Raw genomic sequence first — 16416 nt, 5'->3', positions numbered from 1 at the left:
GTAAAACTCCGACCCGCAAAAAATGATGGCACTGTGCCTTGATGTCGACAGTTAAGCACAACCCGTCGCACATGTATCACATTGCCACCACTGTAACGGCAGCCGGTGGTAATCCCTGAGTGCTGCGCTGTGGTTTTTTATCAGGCACAAAAAAGCCGCCGCTTCTGGCTAGAAGCGGCGGCTCTGGAAGTGAACCCGGTAAGGCTTAGTAAGCCAGGCCGAAGTCTTCTTCTTTCATGTCCATCAGGTTGTTGGCGCCCGACAGCATGGTAGCCACGTGAGTACGGGTACGTGGCAGGATGCGCTGGAAGTAGAAGCGCGCGGTTTGCAGCTTGGCGGTGTAGAACGCTTCTTCAGTGGTGCCGGCCGCCAGTTTTTCCGCAGCCAGGCGGGCCATGTCAGCCCAGAAGTAAGCCAGGCACGCGTAGCCGGAGTACATCAGGTAGTCCACCGAAGCGGCACCGACTTCTTCGCGGTCTTTCATAGCAGCCATGCCGACCTTCATGGTCAACTCGCCCCACTCTTTATTCAGCGCAGCCAGCGGTGCAACGAACTCTTTGACGGCTTCGTTGCCTTCGTTGGCCTGGCAGAACTTGTGCACGATCTTGGTGAAGCCCTTCAGCGCTTCGCCTTGGGTCATCAACACTTTACGGCCCAGCAGGTCCAGGGCCTGGATGCCGGTGGTGCCTTCGTACAGCATCGAAATGCGGCTGTCGCGAACGTTCTGCTCCATGCCCCACTCGGCGATGAAGCCGTGGCCGCCATAGATTTGTACGCCGTGGTTGGCGGACTCAAAACCGACTTCGGTCATGAACGCCTTGGCGATCGGGGTCATGAACGCCAGCAGGCCATCGGCTTGCTTTTTGGCTTCGTCGTCGGTGCCGTACTTGACGATGTCCACTTGCTTGGCGGTGAAGTACACCATCGCACGGTTGCCTTCGGCGAAGGCTTTCATGGTCAGCAGCATGCGGCGCACGTCAGGGTGCACGATGATCGGGTCAGCGGCCTTGTCCGGGGCTTTCGGGCCGGTCAGGGAGCGCATTTGCAAGCGATCGCGAGCGTATTTCAGGCCGCCCTGGAAGCCGATCTCGGCGTGGGACAACCCTTGCAGCGCGGTACCCAGGCGAGCGGTGTTCATAAAGGTGAACATGCAGTTCAGGCCTTTGTTCGCCGGGCCGATCAGGAAACCGGTGGCCGCGTCGAAGTTCATCACGCAGGTGGCGTTGCCGTGGATACCCATCTTGTGTTCCAGCGAGCCACAAGTCACCGCGTTGCGCTCACCCACCGAACCGTCGGCGTTTGGCAGGAACTTCGGCACGATAAACAGCGAGATGCCTTTGGTGCCAGCCGGTGCGTCCGGCAGGCGGGCCAGTACGATGTGGACGATGTTGTCGGCCATGTCGTGTTCACCGGCCGAAATGAAGATCTTGGTGCCAGAGACTTTGTAGGAACCGTCCGCCTGAGGCTCAGCCTTGGTGCGCAACATGCCCAGGTCGGTGCCGCAGTGTGGCTCGGTCAGGCACATGGTGCCGGTCCATTCGCCCGACACCAGCTTGGTCAGGTAGGCCTCTTGCTGCTCGGGAGTGCCGTGCTCGGAGATGGTGTTCATCGCACCGTGGGACAGGCCTGGGTACATGCCCCACGACCAGTTGGCGGCGCCAACCATTTCGCTGACCGCCAGGCCCAGGGATTCCGGCAGGCCTTGGCCACCGTGCTCCACGTCGTGGGCCAGGCTTGGCCAGCCGCCTTCGACGAATTGTTTGTAGGCTTCTTTGAAACCAGTAGGGGTCTTAACGCCTGACTCACTCCAGGTGCACCCTTCGATGTCACCCACGCGGTTCAACGGGGCCAGCACTTGCTCACAGAACTTGGCGCCTTCTTCGAGAATGGCGTCAACCATGTCCGGGGTAGCGTCCTGGCAAGCCGGCAGGCTCTGATAGTGCGCTTCATAGCCAAGCAGTTCGTCACGAACGAAGCGAATATCACGCAAGGGGGCCTTGTAGTCAGGCATAGCGATAAACCTCTGCTGATGTATCTGGAATGAACAACCGCGTGGATTTGTTATGGCGGTCAAACAGGTGTTTGAAACATACGTTTACGACCTGGGGATGTCAAGCGTCGCTCAGCTGCCGTTTGTCATGACGCGGATCAATCACGCGCACGGCAACGCTTGCGGCGGGTTGCCACAGGAAAAAGGAGTTAGAAGTTCGGCAGGACGCCACAGCACAATTGTGTGAGGGGACTCGTGTGGGAGCTAGCTTGCCTGCGATGAAGACACCACGGTGTATCAGGAAGAACGAGTAGAGGCTATCGCAGGCAAGCCAGCTCCCACAGAAGTGCCAGCAAACCTGGAGAGAGGGAATTTAAGCGTAGGTGTCGATCAACGTACCCAGCATTTCATCCGAAGCCTTAGCGACTTTCGCGCCCAGTTCGACTTGAAACTTGCCTTCGGCCATTTCGACCATATTGCTCGCCGAGTTGGACGGTTGGGCACGGTCATTGGCGCGAAGACGGTCAACCTGTGCATCCGAGGGCTGGGTCGTCGCGGCGCTGGCGATTTTGCCGGCGGCCTGGTCGACACGGTTCTGCCCGGTCTGAATGGTGCTCAGGCCCGAATAAAACGCGCTGCTTCCAGAGATGTCCATGGCGTAAACCTGCCTTTAGAGAATCGTGAACAGTGATTGAAGCAGAGAATCCGGCAAAACGCCCGTCAAAAACACTAATGGCATAATGCCTTAGCGATAGCCAAAATCAGTCAAGCCGCTTCAGTCCAGCAAGTCCAGCTGCAAGTACTCCGCTACTGCTTCGGCCCCTGCATGCTTGAGTTTCGGCACTCGGCCCAGGCACGGCGCGGGCAGCCGCTCGGCCAGGGTGGCGAGGTTTTCTTCCAGACGAGAGGTCTTGGGGTCGATGATATTGGCCACCCAGCCCGCCAGTTGCAGCCCGTCTCGCGCAATGGCTTCGGCAGTCAGCAACGCATGGCTGATGCACCCCAGGCGCACGCCCACTACCAGAATCACCGGCAGTTTGAGCGCCATGGCCAGGTCCGACAGGTTGGCCTGATCGGCCAGCGGTACGCGCCAGCCGCCGGCGCCTTCGATCAAGGTGAAATCCGCTCCCTTCGCCAGAATCTGCTGCATGGGCTTGAGCAACGACTGCACCGTCAGCGATACACCCGCCTCCCGCGCCGCCAGGTGCGGGGCAATGGCTGGCTCGAACGCCACCGGGTTGACCTCGGCATAACTTAACGGCAACGAACATTCGGCCAGCAGCGCCAGCGCGTCGGCATTGCGCAGGCCCTTGGGCGTTACCTGGCAGCCGGAAGCGACCGGTTTGCCGGCCGCCGTGCTTTTGCCGGATTGCCGTGCGGCGTGCAGCAGGCCGGCGGCGACGGTGGTCTTGCCCACATCGGTGTCGGTGCCGGTGATGAAATAAGCGACGCTCATAGCGGTTTCTCCAGTACGGCGTACACCACTTGGTACGTGGCGGGCAGGCCCTGGGCCTGACGGAACTGCTCGTAAGCGTCCACCAGTGCAACAATCCGCGCGCGCCCCGTCAACCCTCCCGGCCGACCGGGGTTGAGGTTGTGTGCACCCAACGCCTTCAACTCATGGGTCAGGCTGCGCACATCCGGGTAATGCAATACATGGGGACGCCGCTCCAGGCTCGCCACCCGCAGGCCACTGGCCGCGCACAATCGTTGATACGCTTCAAACGTGCGGAAGCGATTCACATGCACCAAACCGTCCGCTGCACGCCAGCTTTCGCGTAGCTCATCCAGCGTACCCACGCACAGGCTGGCGAACGCCAGCACGCCGCCGGGTTGCAATACCCGGTAGGCCTCACTGAGCACCGCCTCGAAATTGGCGCACCACTGCACTGCCAGGCTGGAGAAGAGCAGCTGCAAGCTTTCAGCTTTAAGCGGTAAGCGCTCTGCGTCACCCGCAATGAAGTGATGGGCGCCGCCGAGGGGCCGTGCGTGATTGAGCATGCCTTCGGCGATATCCAGCGCGATGCCTTGGCTAGCGGGCAAACGCTCGGCCAGTACACGACTGAAGTAGCCCGTGCCACACCCCACATCCAACCAGCGTTGCGGCGTAATGTCAGCCGGCAAGCGAGCCAACAATTCGCTGCCCACTGCCCGTTGCAACTCGGCGACGCTGTCATAGCTGGCGGCCGCGCGGGAAAACGATGCCGCCACTTGGCGCTTGTCCGGCAGGCTGCCAGGCAGTGGAGGGTGGGAGAGATCAGTCATCAACGCACTCATGCAAAAAAGCCTGGATAGCCCCCGCTACACCGTGGGGGTCTTCCAGAAGAAAAGCGTGGCCGGCCTGTTCAATCAGGCCGATTTCAACATCGGGCAGCAGCGTCAGCAGGTGGCCTGCGGCTTCGGCGGGCACCAGTTCGTCCATGCCAGCAAACAGATGCAATTGCGGGCCGCGATAGGCCAGCAAGGCTTCGCGGGTGTCCAGTTGTGCAAGCAACTCAAGACCGGTCATCAACACGCTGGACGACGCATTCGGCGCACCACTGACCAACAAGCGCGCCAGCCCACGCGGGTCCTCGGCGCCCTTGGCACACAACAGCCCGAAACGTTTGAGGGTGACCTGGGAGTCGGCATGGCAACCGGCAAGGAACGCATCGAAGGTCTGCGCAGGCATCGCGCTCGGCCAGCCGTCATGGGCGACAAAACACGGGTTGCTGGCCAAGGTCAGCAGGCCGCAGCAGCGCTCGCCGCGCCGAGCCGCCAGCTCGGACGCTAGCATGCCACCCAGGGACCAGCCGCCCAGCCAGGCGTTATCCGGCAGTGTGGCGTCGAGCTCATCCAGCCATTCATCCAGGTCACTGGAGTTCACCTCCGGCAACGGCTCGATCTGCACGCGCAAGTGCTCATCCAGGCCCTGCAATGCGGCAGCTAGAGGCTCCATCGGCGATACGCCAAGGCCCCAGCCGGGCAGCAATATCAGTCGATCACGCATGGTTGGGCTCCGTGGCGCCTAACAAACGGAAACACTCTTCCAATGCATTTAACAATAGCTGCACCTGCGCCTCGGTGTGAGCCGCGGTCAATGTCACGCGCAAACGGGCGCTGCCGGCCGGTACGGTCGGCGGGCGGATCGCGGTCACCATCAGGCCGCGCTCGCGCAGCATGTGCGATAAATGCACCGCCTTGGCGCTGTCGCCGATCAGGATCGGTTGGATCGGCGTGAAACTGTCCATCAAGTCCAGGCCCAGTTGCTCGGCGCCATGGCGGAACTGACGGATCAGGCCGTTGAGGTGCTCGCGACGCCAATGCTCCGTGCGCAAAAGCTCAAGGCTTTTCAACGTGGCGCAGGCCAGTGCCGGCGGCTGGCTGGTGGTGTAGATATACGGCCGGGCGAACTGGATCAGGCTTTCGATCAGCTCCTCGCTACCCGCCACAAACGCTCCAGCAGTGCCGAAAGCTTTACCAAGGGTGCCGACCAACACCGGCACATCTTCCTGGCTCAAGCCGAAATGCTCGACGATCCCGCCACCGTTGTCGCCCAACGGACCAAAGCCGTGAGCGTCATCCACCATCAGCCAGGCACCTTTGGCGCGTGCTTCACGGGCAAGCGCTGGCAGGTCGGCCAAGTCGCCGTCCATGCTGAACACGCCGTCGGTAACCACTAGCGTGTTGCCAGTGGCCTTCTCCAGGCGCTTGGCCAGGCTGCCGGCATCGTTATGCAGGTAGCGGTTGAAACGCGCGCCGGAGAGCAAGCCGGCATCCAGCAATGATGCATGGTTGAGGCGGTCTTCCAGCACCGTATCGCCCTGCCCCACCAGCGCGGTGACCGCCCCGAGGTTGGCCATGTAGCCGGTGGTGAACAACAGCGCGCGTGGACGGCCAGTCAGGTCGGCCAAGGCTTCTTCCAACTCATGGTGCGGCGTGGCATGCCCGACCACCAAGTGTGAAGCGCCGCCGCCTACCCCCCAACGGGCGGCGCCGGCGCGCCAGGCTTCGATCACTTGCGGGTGATTGGCCAGGCCCAGGTAGTCGTTGTTACAGAACGCCAACAACGGTTGGCCGTCCACCACCACTTCTGGGCCTTGGGGGCTTTCCAGTAGAGGGCGTTGGCGATAAAGGTGTTCGGCACGGCGGGCAGCGAGGCGCGCGGCGAGATCGAAAGACATGCAGGCCTCGGCAAATCAGGTGAACTCGATCCAAGGTGGGAGCTGGCTTGCCTGCGATAGCGGTCTGTCAGACACATTTATGTTGAATGTGCCGCCGTCATCGCAGGCAAGCCAGCTCCCACAGTTGGATCGCATTTCAATCACACAACGGCGTTATAGAACTGCTCGCTGCTCTTCTGCTCCACCAGCGCCTGCTCGATCGCCGCCTGATGCACTTCATCGGCGTGCTCTTCACGAGCCTCCGGCAGAATGCCCAGGCGCGAGAACAGTTGCATGTCCTTGTCAGCCTGCGGGTTGGCGGTGGTCAGCAGTTTGTCACCGTAGAAAATCGAGTTGGCACCGGCGAAGAACGCCAAGGCCTGCATCTGCTCGTTCATCGCTTCACGCCCAGCCGACAGGCGCACGTGGGACTGCGGCATCAAGATGCGCGCCACGGCCAACATACGGATGAAATCGAACGGGTCGATGTCCTCGGCATTCTCCAGCGGCGTGCCGGCCACTTTCACCAGCATGTTGATCGGCACGGACTCCGGATGCTCTGGCAGGTTAGCCAGTTGGATCAGCAGGTTGGCACGGTCATCAAGGGACTCGCCCATGCCGAGGATGCCGCCGGAGCAGATCTTCATCCCAGAATCGCGCACATAGGCCAAGGTTTGCAGGCGCTCGCTGTAGGTGCGGGTGGTGATGATCGAACCGTAGAACTCAGGCGACGTATCAAGGTTGTGGTTGTAGTAGTCCAGGCCAGCCTGGGCCAGCGCTTCGGTCTGGTCCTGGTCGAGGCGGCCCAAGGTCATGCAGGTTTCCAGGCCCATGGCCTTCACGCCTTTGACCATCTGCAATACGTAGGGCATGTCTTTGGCCGAGGGGTGTTTCCAGGCGGCGCCCATGCAGAAACGGGTAGAACCGATGGCCTTGGCGCGAGCGGCCTCTTCAAGGACCTTCTGCACCTCCATCAGCTTTTCTTTTTCCAGGCCAGTGTTGTAGTGGCCCGACTGCGGACAATATTTGCAATCTTCTGGGCAGGCGCCGGTTTTGATCGACAGCAACGTCGACACCTGGACACGGTTGGCGTCGAAATGCGCGCGGTGCACGGTCTGCGCCTGGAACAACAGGTCGTTGAACGGCTGCACGAACAGCGCTTTGACTTCGGCGAGGGACCAATCGTGACGCAGAGTGGCGGTGGTGCTGGCGCTCATGGGCGATTCCTTGATTATGCTTTGGCAAACGCTGCGGGAAGGGCAATACCCACAGTCACGACACGGATGCTCGGCATATTTAAGGAAGATTCATGCACTGTCAACCAGAGTACAAACACACGGTTTACATCTGGCCAAAAAACGTACAATCATGTTTAGTGTGCGATGAAGCAACAGAATCCGCCGATTGTGTGTGCAACGTCTGCGAAACCGAGTTGCCATGGCTGATGGAACAGTGCGAGGTATGCGCCCTACCCTTGCCGATAGACGGTCTGATGTGCGGCCAATGTTTGCAACAGCCACCCGCGTTTAAACAGGTGATCGCCCCCTGGACCTACAGTTTCCCCATCGACAGCCTGATCGGCCGCTTCAAGCACCAGGCACGCTGGCCGTTCGGGCAGATGCTTGCGCGCCAGTTGGGCCGGCACCTGCAACATCGCTACGAGAACACCGGGCTTACCCGCCCGGACTGCCTGCTGCCGGTGCCCATGGCTCGCAAGCGCCTGCGCGAACGCGGGTATAACCAGGCCCTGATGCTGGCGAGATGGCTGAGCGAAGACCTGACTATCAACCACGATGAAGACATGTTGTTACGTCCTCATGAAACCGTCGCGCAGCAAGCCCTCGATGCCAAGACCCGCAAACGCAACCTGCTCAACGCCTTTGCATTAGCCCCCGATGCCCAAGTGCAAGGCCGCCACTTCGCCTTGGTGGACGACGTGCTCACCACCGGGGCCACCGCCCACAGCTTGGCGCGCCTGTTGCTGAACGCCGGGGCGCGGCAGGTCGACGTGTATTGCCTGGCCCGCACGCCAAAGCCTGGCGCCTGACTTGACGCGAGCACCACCTTGCCCGCAACGTTCGGGCCATCTCATCGAAGCGTATTGCCATGTCCCTGCCGACTTCCCTCAGCCAACACATCATCCGTCGTCCCCAGCGTATTGCCTTGCTGGGGCACATTGCCGAGCAGGGCTCCATCACCCGCGCGGCCAAAAGTGCTGGCCTGAGCTACAAGGCTGCCTGGGACGCGATTGATGAACTGAATAACCTCGCGCAAAAACCACTGGTGGAGCGCAGCGTTGGCGGCAAGGGCGGTGGCGGCGCCAAGCTGACCGCCGAGGGTGAGCGGGTGCTGCGCCTTTACCAGCGTCTGCAGGTGTTGCAAGCCGAAGTATTGGGCTCAGACGAAGCCGCCAGCGACTTCAACCTGCTGGGCCGCTTGATGCTGCGCACCAGCGCGCGCAACCAGTTGCATGGTCAAGTCATGACGATTGAAAGCCATGGCCGCAACGACCTGATCCGCCTGCAGCTGTCTGGAGGGCTGACACTGGACGCGCAAATCACCCACGACAGTACGCATCGCCTGGAACTGGAAACGGGCATTGAAGTGGTCGCCCTGATCAAGGCCGGTTGGCTGGAAATGCTCGCCATCGGGCAACTCGCAACACCTGGACACAATTGCATGAGCGGTGTGATCGAGACGATTCTCGACGCCGACGACGGCCCCAGCGAAGTGCGCATCTCCCTGCCCAGTGGCCAGGTTTTGTGCGCCCTGGCCCAGCCAGCCGCCCTCAAGGCGCTTAACGCGGGCGAAGGCCAACCGATCCAGGTGCAATTCGCACCCAGCAATGTGTTGCTTGGCACGCCGGTGTAGCCAACGCCTGCTCTGCCCCGCCGTTAAACTGCAACAATTGCGTCATGTCCGCTCCTTAAGGTGTCTGCAAAAACCGCAGGGAGCCTGAAATGAGCCTATTAGAAGAAAACCAAGCCACCGACCTTGAACAGATGGTCGGCCTTACCCGCCGCCGTTTTATCGGCGCCGGCGCCCTGTGCGGTGCTGCGATGTTCCTGGGTGGCAACCTGCTGAGCCGCAGTGCCCTGGCCGTGAATGCCGCAAGCGCCAGCCCATTGCTGGGTTTCACCAGCATTGCCGCCGCGACCAGCGACGCCATCACCTTGCCGCCAGGCTACAGTGCCTCAGTGCTGATCAGTTGGGGCCAGCCGCTAAGCAAGAGCGCCCCTGCCTTCGACCCGTCCGGCAACGGCACGGCCAAGGCCCAGGAGCAACAGTTCGGCGACAACAACGACGGCATGAGCCTGTTCGCCTTCCCCGGCGACGACAACCGCGCCCTCATGGCCATCAACAACGAATACACCAACTATCGCTACCTCTATGCCCACGGCGGCGCGCCGCAATCGGCCGAAGACGTGCACAAGGCCCAGGCCAGCGAAGGCGTTTCGGTGATCGAAGTGCGACGCCAAGGCGACACCTGGCAATTCGTGCAGGACTCGCGCTACAACCGGCGCATCCACGGCAATTCGCCAATCCGCCTCAGCGGTCCCGCCGCCGGCCACGCCTGGCTGAAAACGAGTGCCGACAAATCCGGCAAGAACGCCCTTGGCACCTTCCAGAACTGCGCCAACGGCAAGACGCCATGGGGCACTTACCTGACGTGCGAAGAGAACTTCACCGACTGCTTTGGTAGCAGCAACCCACAACAAACTTTCGACGCCGGGCAGAAACGCTATGGCGTGGTGGCGGCCAGCAAAGAGATCAACTGGCACCTGCACGACCCGCGTTTCGACATCGCCAAGAACCCCAACGAACTCAATCGCCACGGCTGGGTGGTGGAAATCGACCCGTTCGATCCCACCTCCACGCCGGTCAAGCGCACCGCCCTGGGCCGCTTCAAGCATGAAAACGCAGCCCTGGCCGAAACCCGCGATGGCCGCGCCGTGGTGTACATGGGCGACGATGAACGCGGTGAGTTCATCTACAAATTCGTCAGCCGCGACAAGATCAACCACAAGAACCCCAAGGCCAACAAAGACCTGCTCGACCACGGCACCTTGTTTGTCGCGATCTTCGACGCAGGCGACGGCAACGCCGACCACCCCAAGGGCAAGGGCCAATGGGTTGAACTCACCCATGGCAAAAACGGCATCGACGCCAGCACAGGGTTCGCCAACCAGGCCGAAGTGCTGATCCATGCACGCCTGGCGGCCAGCGTGGTGAAGGCCACCCGCATGGACCGCCCGGAATGGATCGTGGTCAGCCCCACCGACGGCCAGGTCTATTGCACCCTGACCAACAACGCCAAGCGCGGCGAAGACGGCCAGCCAGTGGGCGGGCCCAACCCGCGCGAGAAAAACGTGTATGGCCAGATCCTGCGCTGGAAGGCCGACGCCGATAATCACGGCGCCACGGAGTTTTCCTGGGACCTGTTTGTCGTCGCCGGCAACCCGGGCGTACACGCCGGGACGCCAAAGGGCGGCTCATCGAATATCAACCCACAGAACATGTTCAACAGCCCCGATGGCTTGGGTTTCGACAAAGCGGGTCGCCTGTGGATTCTTACGGATGGGGACTACAGCAACGCAGGCGATTTCGCCGGCATGGGCAATAACCAGATGCTTTGCGCCGACCCGGCAACCGGGGAAATCCGCCGTTTCATGGTAGGGCCGGTGGCATGTGAGGTGACGGGTATCAGCTTCTCGCCGGACCAGAAAACGCTGTTTGTGGGCATTCAGCATCCGGGTGAAACCGGCGGTTCGACCTGGCCGGAGCACTTGCCGAACGGTAAGCCGCGCTCGTCGGTGATGGCGATTCGGCGGGATGATGGCGGGATAGTCGGCGCCTGATACACCGCTTTCGCGAGCAAGCCCGCTCCCACATTTTGACCGTGCTCCAAAGGTGGAACTCGATCGAGTGTGGGAGCGGGCTTGCTCGCGAAGGCGTCCACACAGCCACCACCTATCTATGCTGTTACCATACCCGGCCGGACGCGGCGCCCTGCTGCGCGCAGGAGTTTCCATGGCCCACCCGTTTGAAACACTCACCCCCGACCTGGTCCTCGATGCTGTCGAAAGCATCGGTTTCCTCAGCGATGCACGCGTGCTGGCGCTCAACAGCTACGAAAACCGCGTGTATCAGGTGGGCATCGAAGACTCCGAACCACTGATCGCCAAGTTCTACCGCCCTCAGCGCTGGACCAATGAGGCGATCCTGGAAGAACACCGCTTCACCTTCGAGCTGGCCGAATGCGAAGTGCCGGTGGTGGCGCCACTGATCCACAACGGCGAAAGCCTGTTCGAACACGCGGGTTTCCGCTTCACCCTCTTCCCTCGCCGTGGCGGCCGTGCGCCGGAGCCGGGCAATCTCGATCAACTCTATCGCCTTGGGCAATTGCTCGGCCGTTTGCACGCGGTGGGTTCCACGCGCCCGTTTGAACACCGCGAAGCGTTGGGGGTGAAGAACTTCGGTCACGACTCCCTCACCACGCTGCTGGAAGGCAACTTTATCCCCAAGAGCCTGCTGCCGGCCTACGAGTCCGTCGCCCGCGACCTGCTCAAACGTGTAGAGGAGGTGTACAAGGCCACCCCGCACAAAAACATCCGCATGCACGGCGATTGCCACCCCGGCAACATGATGTGCCGCGACGAGATGTTCCATATCGTCGACCTGGATGACTGCCGCATGGGCCCGGCGGTACAGGATCTGTGGATGATGCTCGCGGGTGATCGCCAGGAATGTCTGGGCCAGCTGTCGGAATTGATGGACGGGTACCAGGAATTCCACGACTTCGACCCGCGTGAACTGGCGTTGATCGAGCCCCTGCGTGCCTTGCGACTGATGCATTACAGCGCCTGGCTGGCACGCCGTTGGGACGACCCGGCGTTCCCCCACAGCTTTCCGTGGTTTGGCAGTGAGCGGTATTGGGGGGATCAGGTGTTGGCGTTGCGTGAGCAGCTCTCAGCCCTGAACGAAGAACCCCTCAAACTGTTTTAACTGGCCCCACACTCCCCTGTGGGAGCTGGCTTGCCTGCGATGGCATCAACGCAGTCCGGCAGACAAACCGAGGCGCCTGCACCGCAGGCAAGCCAGCTCCCACAGAAAAGCGGGTCCCACTGGCAGACAAATATCCTTACAATCGCGCTTTGTTAGCTGCCTGAGCAAGGATTCTGCAATGCAAGCTGCCAACCCCCGCAAGGGGTACATCCTGGGCCTGAGTGCCTACGTCATCTGGGGTCTGTTCCCGCTCTACTTCAAAGCCATCGCCAGTGTTCCGGCCGCCGAAATCATCGTGCACCGCGTGTTGTGGTCGGCACTATTCGGCGGTTTGCTGCTGCTGGTGTGGAAGCACCCTGGCTGGTTCCGCGAACTGCGCGACAACCCCAAGCGCCTGGCGATCCTGGCCCTGAGCGGTTCGTTGATTGCAGGCAACTGGCTGACCTATGTGTGGTCGGTGAACAGCGGGCGCATGCTGGAAGCGAGCCTGGGTTACTACATCAACCCGCTGGTGAATGTGCTGCTGGGCATGCTGATCCTCGGCGAACGCCTGCGTCGCCTGCAGTGGGTTGCGGTGGGGCTGGCTGCCGCGGGTGTGGCGCAACAGGTGTGGCAGGTGGGCAGTTTGCCGTGGGTGTCGCTGGTGCTGGCCTTGACCTTCGGTTTCTACGGGCTGATCCGTAAGCAGGCACCGGTGAAGGCGCTGCCGGGGTTGGTGGTGGAAACCTGGATGCTGGTGCCGATTGCCGTCGCATGGTTGCTGTTCAACCCATCGGCCCACAGTGCGCAGCTTGAGTTCTGGAGCACTTCCGAAGCGTGGTGGCTGGTGGCCGCAGGCCCGGTAACGCTGATCCCATTGGTATGTTTTAACGCCGCCGCACGGCATTTGCCCTACACCGCGCTGGGCTTTTTGCAGTACGTGGCGCCGACCCTGGTGTTGCTCGAAGCCGTGCTGTTGTTCGGTGAGCACCTGGCGCCGAGCACGTTGACCGCCTTTGCGTTCATCTGGGCTGGCCTGGTGGTATACAGCGTGGATATCTGGCTGAGCGCACGCAAACGCTGATCAAAAAACACACAAACCTCTGCAAGCCACGGCCGGCTTGGCTTGCAGACATCCACCCCAAGGTTATCCACAACCTGGTCCCCGCCATTTGTGCACAAGCTTTTGAAATTGCTCGTTTTTTGCTCAAATGTCGTAGAAGCCCGGCCCGCGTGGCCTGGCGCCTGGTCTCTACAGGTTATCCACAGGCCCATGCAAGATTTCCATGCATAACCTTGTGGGCAACTTATTCCTCGTGATGCAGTTCCACCATCAAGTCGTCCGCCAGGGTTTCAAGGGATAGCTGCAAGGTATCCAGCGACAAGGCTGTCGGCACCCGCAACACAGCCTCGGCAGTAAACAATGGATCACCGCTCATAGGTGCCGGACGTACATCAGTGCTCAGGCTTTCCAGATTCACCCCCTGCTTGCTCAACAACGCGGTGATCTCGCGCACGATGCCCGAACGGTCATTGCCCACCAAGGTCATCAGAATCGATTTGGACGCCGATGCCTGCCCGCTGCTGCCCTCTCCCACCAAGACGCGGATGCCGTGTGTGGATAAGTCCTCCAGCGCCGCCACCAACGCCTGACGGTTTTCCGTAGGAACACTGACTCGCAGGATTCCGGCGAACTGCCCAGCCATGTGGGCCATGCGGCTTTCCAGCCAGTTACCACCATGGGCGGCGATGTTCTGCGCGATGCGTTCAACCAAGCCGGGTTTGTCGGCAGCGATAATTGTGAGTACAAGATGGTCCATGGCGATGCCCTCTGGAATTCAATCTACAAGGTGGACTCGGCAGCCACCGAAAACAAATCGTGTACCATTTTTATATTTATCTGGAACAATCCAATAGTTTTTTGAGAACATCCCGTTCTCCGCTGTGACCGTACGACCAAAGTGGGTCGCTAAACGACGTATTTAGTCTAATTTTCACAACCGCAAGTCATCATGTAGTATGCGCAACCGTGCACTACATAATGAAAATCTAAAAAGCGCTTAAGCTGTGCAGAGTGAGGCAAGCAATGACTGAACACGTTCAAGTCGGTGGCCTGCAGGTCGCCAAAGTCCTGTTCGACTTCGTGAACAACGAAGCCATTCCCGGCACCGGCATTACTGCCGACCAGTTCTGGGCCGGTGCCGACAAGGTCATCCACGACCTGGCACCGAAGAACAAAGCCCTACTCGCCAAACGCGACGATTTCCAGGCGCGCATCGACACCTGGCACCAGACCCACGCCGGCCAGGCCCACGACCCGGTGGCCTACAAGGCCTTCCTGCAAGACATCGGATACCTGCTGCCAGAAGCCGCAGATTTCCAGGCCACGACCCAAAACGTCGATGACGAAATCGCCCGCATGGCCGGCCCCCAACTGGTAGTGCCGGTGATGAACGCCCGTTTTGCCCTCAACGCCTCCAATGCGCGCTGGGGTTCGCTGTATGACGCGCTGTATGGCACCGATGCCATCAGCGAAGCCGACGGCGCCGAAAAGGGCCAGGGCTACAACAAAGTACGCGGCGACAAGGTGATTGCCTTCGCCCGTGCCTTCCTCGACGAAGCCGCACCGCTCACGGCCGGCAGCCACGTTGACTCCACCGGCTACAAGATCGTTGATGGCAAGCTGGTTGTCAGCCTCAAGGGCGGCAGCAACAGCGGCCTGCGCAGCGATGCACAACTGATCGGCTACCAGGGCGACGCCGCCACGCCAACCGCGATTCTGCTCAAGCACAACGGCCTGCACTTCGAAATCCAGATCGACGCCAGCACCCCGGTCGGCCAGACCGATGCCGCCGGTGTCAAAGACGTGCTGATGGAAGCTGCGCTGACCACCATCATGGACTGCGAAGACTCCGTCGCCGCCGTCGATGCCGATGACAAGGTGGTGATCTACCGCAACTGGCTCGGCCTGATGAAAGGTGACCTGGCCGAAGAAGTGGCCAAGGGCGGCAAGACCTTCACCCGCACCATGAACGCCGACCGCGTTTATACCGGCGTCAATGGCCAGGACGTGACCCTGCACGGTCGTTCGCTGTTGTTCGTGCGTAACGTGGGTCACTTGATGACCATCGATGCGATCCTCGACAAAGACGGCAACGAAGTACCCGAAGGCATTCTCGACGGTCTGGTCACCAGCCTCGCCGCGACCCACAGCCTCAACGGCAACAACAGCCGCAAGAACAGCCGCACTGGCTCCGTGTACATCGTGAAACCGAAGATGCACGGCCCGGAAGAAGCGGCGTTCACCAACGAGCTGTTCGGTCGCATCGAAGACGTGCTGAACCTGCCGCGCAACACCCTGAAAGTCGGGATCATGGATGAGGAGCGCCGCACCACGGTCAACCTCAAGGCCTGCATCAAGGCGGCCAGCGAGCGCGTGGTGTTTATCAACACCGGCTTCCTCGACCGCACCGGTGACGAGATCCACACCTCCATGGAAGCTGGCGCGATGGTGCGCAAAGCAGCGATGAAGGCGGAAAAATGGATCGGCGCCTACGAAAACTGGAACGTCGATATCGGCTTGAGCACTGGCCTGCAAGGCCGAGCACAAATCGGTAAAGGCATGTGGGCCATGCCCGACCTGATGGCGGCGATGCTCGAACAGAAAATTGCCCACCCGCTGGCTGGCGCCAACACCGCTTGGGTACCGTCGCCAACGGCGGCTGCGCTGCACGCATTGCACTACCACAAGGTCGACGTATTCGCCCGCCAAGCTGAGCTGGCCAAGCGCGAGCGCGCTTCGGTGGACGACATCCTGACCATTCCTCTGGCGACCAATACCGATTGGTCTGACGAAGAAATCCGCAACGAACTGGACAACAACGCCCAGGGCATCCTTGGCTATGTTGTGCGCTGGATCGACCAGGGCGTGGGTTGTTCGAAAGTGCCAGACATCAACGATGTGGGCCTGATGGAAGACCGCGCCACCCTGCGTATCTCCAGCCAGCACATCGCCAACTGGCTGCGCCATGGCATCGTCAACGAAGCCCAGGTACTGGAAAGCCTCAAGCGCATGGCGCCGGTGGTAGACCGTCAAAATGCCGGGGATAAGTTGTACCGCCCACTGGCACCGGATTTCGACAGCAACATCGCGTTCCAGGCAGCGGTGGAGTTGGTGATTGAAGGCACCAAGCAACCTAATGGGTATACCGAGCCGGTGTTGCACCGCAGGCGTCGGGAGTTCAAGGCTAAGAATGGCCTGTAAATGAAAAAAGCCCCGGTCGTAAGACCGGGGCTTTT

Annotated in this window: 14 protein-coding genes; 6 read left to right on the top strand and 8 right to left on the bottom strand. The window is 60.9% G+C overall.

Features of this window, described 5'->3' with window-relative positions; genetic code table 11:
* Positions 1-205: 205 nt before the first annotated feature.
* The 7 genes from CFE47_RS07460 to bioB all read right to left on the bottom strand — a co-directional run bounded on the left by CFE47_RS07460 (position 206) and on the right by bioB (position 7349).
* Positions 206-2011 carry a phenylacyl-CoA dehydrogenase gene (locus CFE47_RS07460; protein WP_185709254.1) on the bottom strand — a complete coding sequence of 602 codons (1806 nt, stop codon included), beginning with the start codon at positions 2009-2011 and terminating at the stop codon, positions 206-208.
* A 352-nt stretch (positions 2012-2363) separates the two neighbouring features.
* Positions 2364-2645, bottom strand: coding sequence for a pyrroloquinoline quinone biosynthesis protein PqqE (locus CFE47_RS07455; RefSeq protein WP_185709253.1), 282 nt, complete (start codon positions 2643-2645; stop codon positions 2364-2366).
* Between the two features lie 120 nt (positions 2646-2765).
* Complete coding sequence (gene bioD, locus CFE47_RS07450) at positions 2766-3446, bottom strand: dethiobiotin synthase (protein ID WP_286836128.1); 681 nt, start codon at positions 3444-3446, stop codon at positions 2766-2768.
* Positions 3443-4255, bottom strand: a complete 813-nt coding sequence (gene bioC, locus CFE47_RS07445) for a malonyl-ACP O-methyltransferase BioC (RefSeq protein ID WP_286836127.1) — start codon at positions 4253-4255, stop codon at positions 3443-3445. The genes bioD and bioC overlap by 4 nt, the downstream gene beginning before the upstream one ends.
* Positions 4248-4979 carry an alpha/beta fold hydrolase gene (locus tag CFE47_RS07440; protein WP_286836126.1) on the bottom strand — a complete coding sequence of 244 codons (732 nt, stop codon included), beginning with the start codon at positions 4977-4979 and terminating at the stop codon, positions 4248-4250. The genes bioC and CFE47_RS07440 overlap by 8 nt, the downstream gene beginning before the upstream one ends.
* A complete protein-coding gene (gene bioF, locus CFE47_RS07435; protein WP_286836125.1) occupies positions 4972-6153 on the bottom strand; it encodes an 8-amino-7-oxononanoate synthase in 1182 nt (393 codons plus the stop codon). Before bioF ends, CFE47_RS07440 begins: the two co-directional genes overlap by 8 nt.
* A gap of 140 nt (positions 6154-6293) precedes the next feature.
* Positions 6294-7349, bottom strand: a complete 1056-nt coding sequence (gene bioB, locus CFE47_RS07430; RefSeq protein ID WP_016977842.1) for a biotin synthase BioB — start codon at positions 7347-7349, stop codon at positions 6294-6296.
* Between the two features lie 92 nt (positions 7350-7441).
* Here bioB and CFE47_RS07425 point away from each other — a divergent pair, with 92 nt between their 5' ends.
* The 5 genes from CFE47_RS07425 (at position 7442) to rarD (ending at position 13201) form a co-directional block, all read left to right on the top strand.
* A complete protein-coding gene (locus CFE47_RS07425) occupies positions 7442-8179 on the top strand; it encodes a ComFC family protein (RefSeq protein WP_286836124.1) in 738 nt (245 codons plus the stop codon).
* A 59-nt stretch (positions 8180-8238) separates the two neighbouring features.
* On the top strand, positions 8239-9003 hold the full coding sequence (locus tag CFE47_RS07420) for a TOBE domain-containing protein (RefSeq protein WP_286836123.1): 765 nt from the start codon (positions 8239-8241) through the stop codon (positions 9001-9003).
* Positions 9004-9092: 89 nt separating this feature from the next.
* Positions 9093-10991, top strand: a complete 1899-nt coding sequence (locus CFE47_RS07415; RefSeq protein ID WP_286836122.1) for a PhoX family protein — start codon at positions 9093-9095, stop codon at positions 10989-10991.
* A gap of 172 nt (positions 10992-11163) precedes the next feature.
* Positions 11164-12138, top strand: coding sequence for a serine/threonine protein kinase (locus CFE47_RS07410; RefSeq protein ID WP_010207031.1), 975 nt, complete (start codon positions 11164-11166; stop codon positions 12136-12138).
* A 178-nt stretch (positions 12139-12316) separates the two neighbouring features.
* Positions 12317-13201, top strand: a complete 885-nt coding sequence (gene rarD / locus CFE47_RS07405) for an EamA family transporter RarD (RefSeq protein WP_185709245.1) — start codon at positions 12317-12319, stop codon at positions 13199-13201.
* Between the two features lie 223 nt (positions 13202-13424).
* Here rarD and CFE47_RS07400 read toward each other — a convergent pair whose 3' ends face one another.
* Positions 13425-13937, bottom strand: a complete 513-nt coding sequence (locus CFE47_RS07400; RefSeq protein WP_286836121.1) for a glycine cleavage system transcriptional repressor — start codon at positions 13935-13937, stop codon at positions 13425-13427.
* Between the two features lie 266 nt (positions 13938-14203).
* On the opposite strand from CFE47_RS07400, the gene CFE47_RS07395 reads away from it, so the two are divergent.
* The gene (locus tag CFE47_RS07395; protein ID WP_286836120.1) at positions 14204-16381 is read left to right on the top strand and encodes a malate synthase G; all 2178 of its coding nucleotides are present in this window, start codon (positions 14204-14206) and stop codon (positions 16379-16381) included.
* The last annotated feature ends 35 nt before the right edge of the window (positions 16382-16416 follow it).

Origin of the sequence: Pseudomonas sp. PGPPP1, from assembly GCF_002255865.1 — a bacterium.
Taxonomy (GTDB): Bacteria; Pseudomonadota; Gammaproteobacteria; order Pseudomonadales; family Pseudomonadaceae; genus Aquipseudomonas; species Aquipseudomonas cremoris.
The sequence above is the reverse complement of the archived record's forward strand: the minus strand, read 5'-3'. Positions and strand labels throughout refer to the sequence as shown.

Excerpts from the sequence above, each read along its gene's own strand:
- CFE47_RS07460 (WP_185709254.1), bottom strand. The coding sequence starts at position 2,011 with ATGCCTGACTACAAGGCCCCCTTGCGTGATATTCGCTTCGTTCGTGAC.
- CFE47_RS07455 (WP_185709253.1), bottom strand. The coding sequence starts at position 2,645 with ATGGACATCTCTGGAAGCAGCGCGTTTTATTCGGGCCTGAGCACCATT.
- bioD (WP_286836128.1), bottom strand. The coding sequence starts at position 3,446 with ATGAGCGTCGCTTATTTCATCACCGGCACCGACACCGATGTGGGCAAG.
- bioC (WP_286836127.1), bottom strand. The coding sequence starts at position 4,255 with ATGACTGATCTCTCCCACCCTCCACTGCCTGGCAGCCTGCCGGACAAG.
- CFE47_RS07440 (WP_286836126.1), bottom strand. The coding sequence starts at position 4,979 with ATGCGTGATCGACTGATATTGCTGCCCGGCTGGGGCCTTGGCGTATCG.
- bioF (WP_286836125.1), bottom strand. The coding sequence starts at position 6,153 with ATGTCTTTCGATCTCGCCGCGCGCCTCGCTGCCCGCCGTGCCGAACAC.
- bioB (WP_016977842.1), bottom strand. The coding sequence starts at position 7,349 with ATGAGCGCCAGCACCACCGCCACTCTGCGTCACGATTGGTCCCTCGCC.
- CFE47_RS07425 (WP_286836124.1), top strand. The coding sequence starts at position 7,442 with ATGCACTGTCAACCAGAGTACAAACACACGGTTTACATCTGGCCAAAA.
- CFE47_RS07420 (WP_286836123.1), top strand. The coding sequence starts at position 8,239 with ATGTCCCTGCCGACTTCCCTCAGCCAACACATCATCCGTCGTCCCCAG.
- CFE47_RS07415 (WP_286836122.1), top strand. The coding sequence starts at position 9,093 with ATGAGCCTATTAGAAGAAAACCAAGCCACCGACCTTGAACAGATGGTC.
- CFE47_RS07410 (WP_010207031.1), top strand. The coding sequence starts at position 11,164 with ATGGCCCACCCGTTTGAAACACTCACCCCCGACCTGGTCCTCGATGCT.
- rarD (WP_185709245.1), top strand. The coding sequence starts at position 12,317 with ATGCAAGCTGCCAACCCCCGCAAGGGGTACATCCTGGGCCTGAGTGCC.
- CFE47_RS07400 (WP_286836121.1), bottom strand. The coding sequence starts at position 13,937 with ATGGACCATCTTGTACTCACAATTATCGCTGCCGACAAACCCGGCTTG.
- CFE47_RS07395 (WP_286836120.1), top strand. The coding sequence starts at position 14,204 with ATGACTGAACACGTTCAAGTCGGTGGCCTGCAGGTCGCCAAAGTCCTG.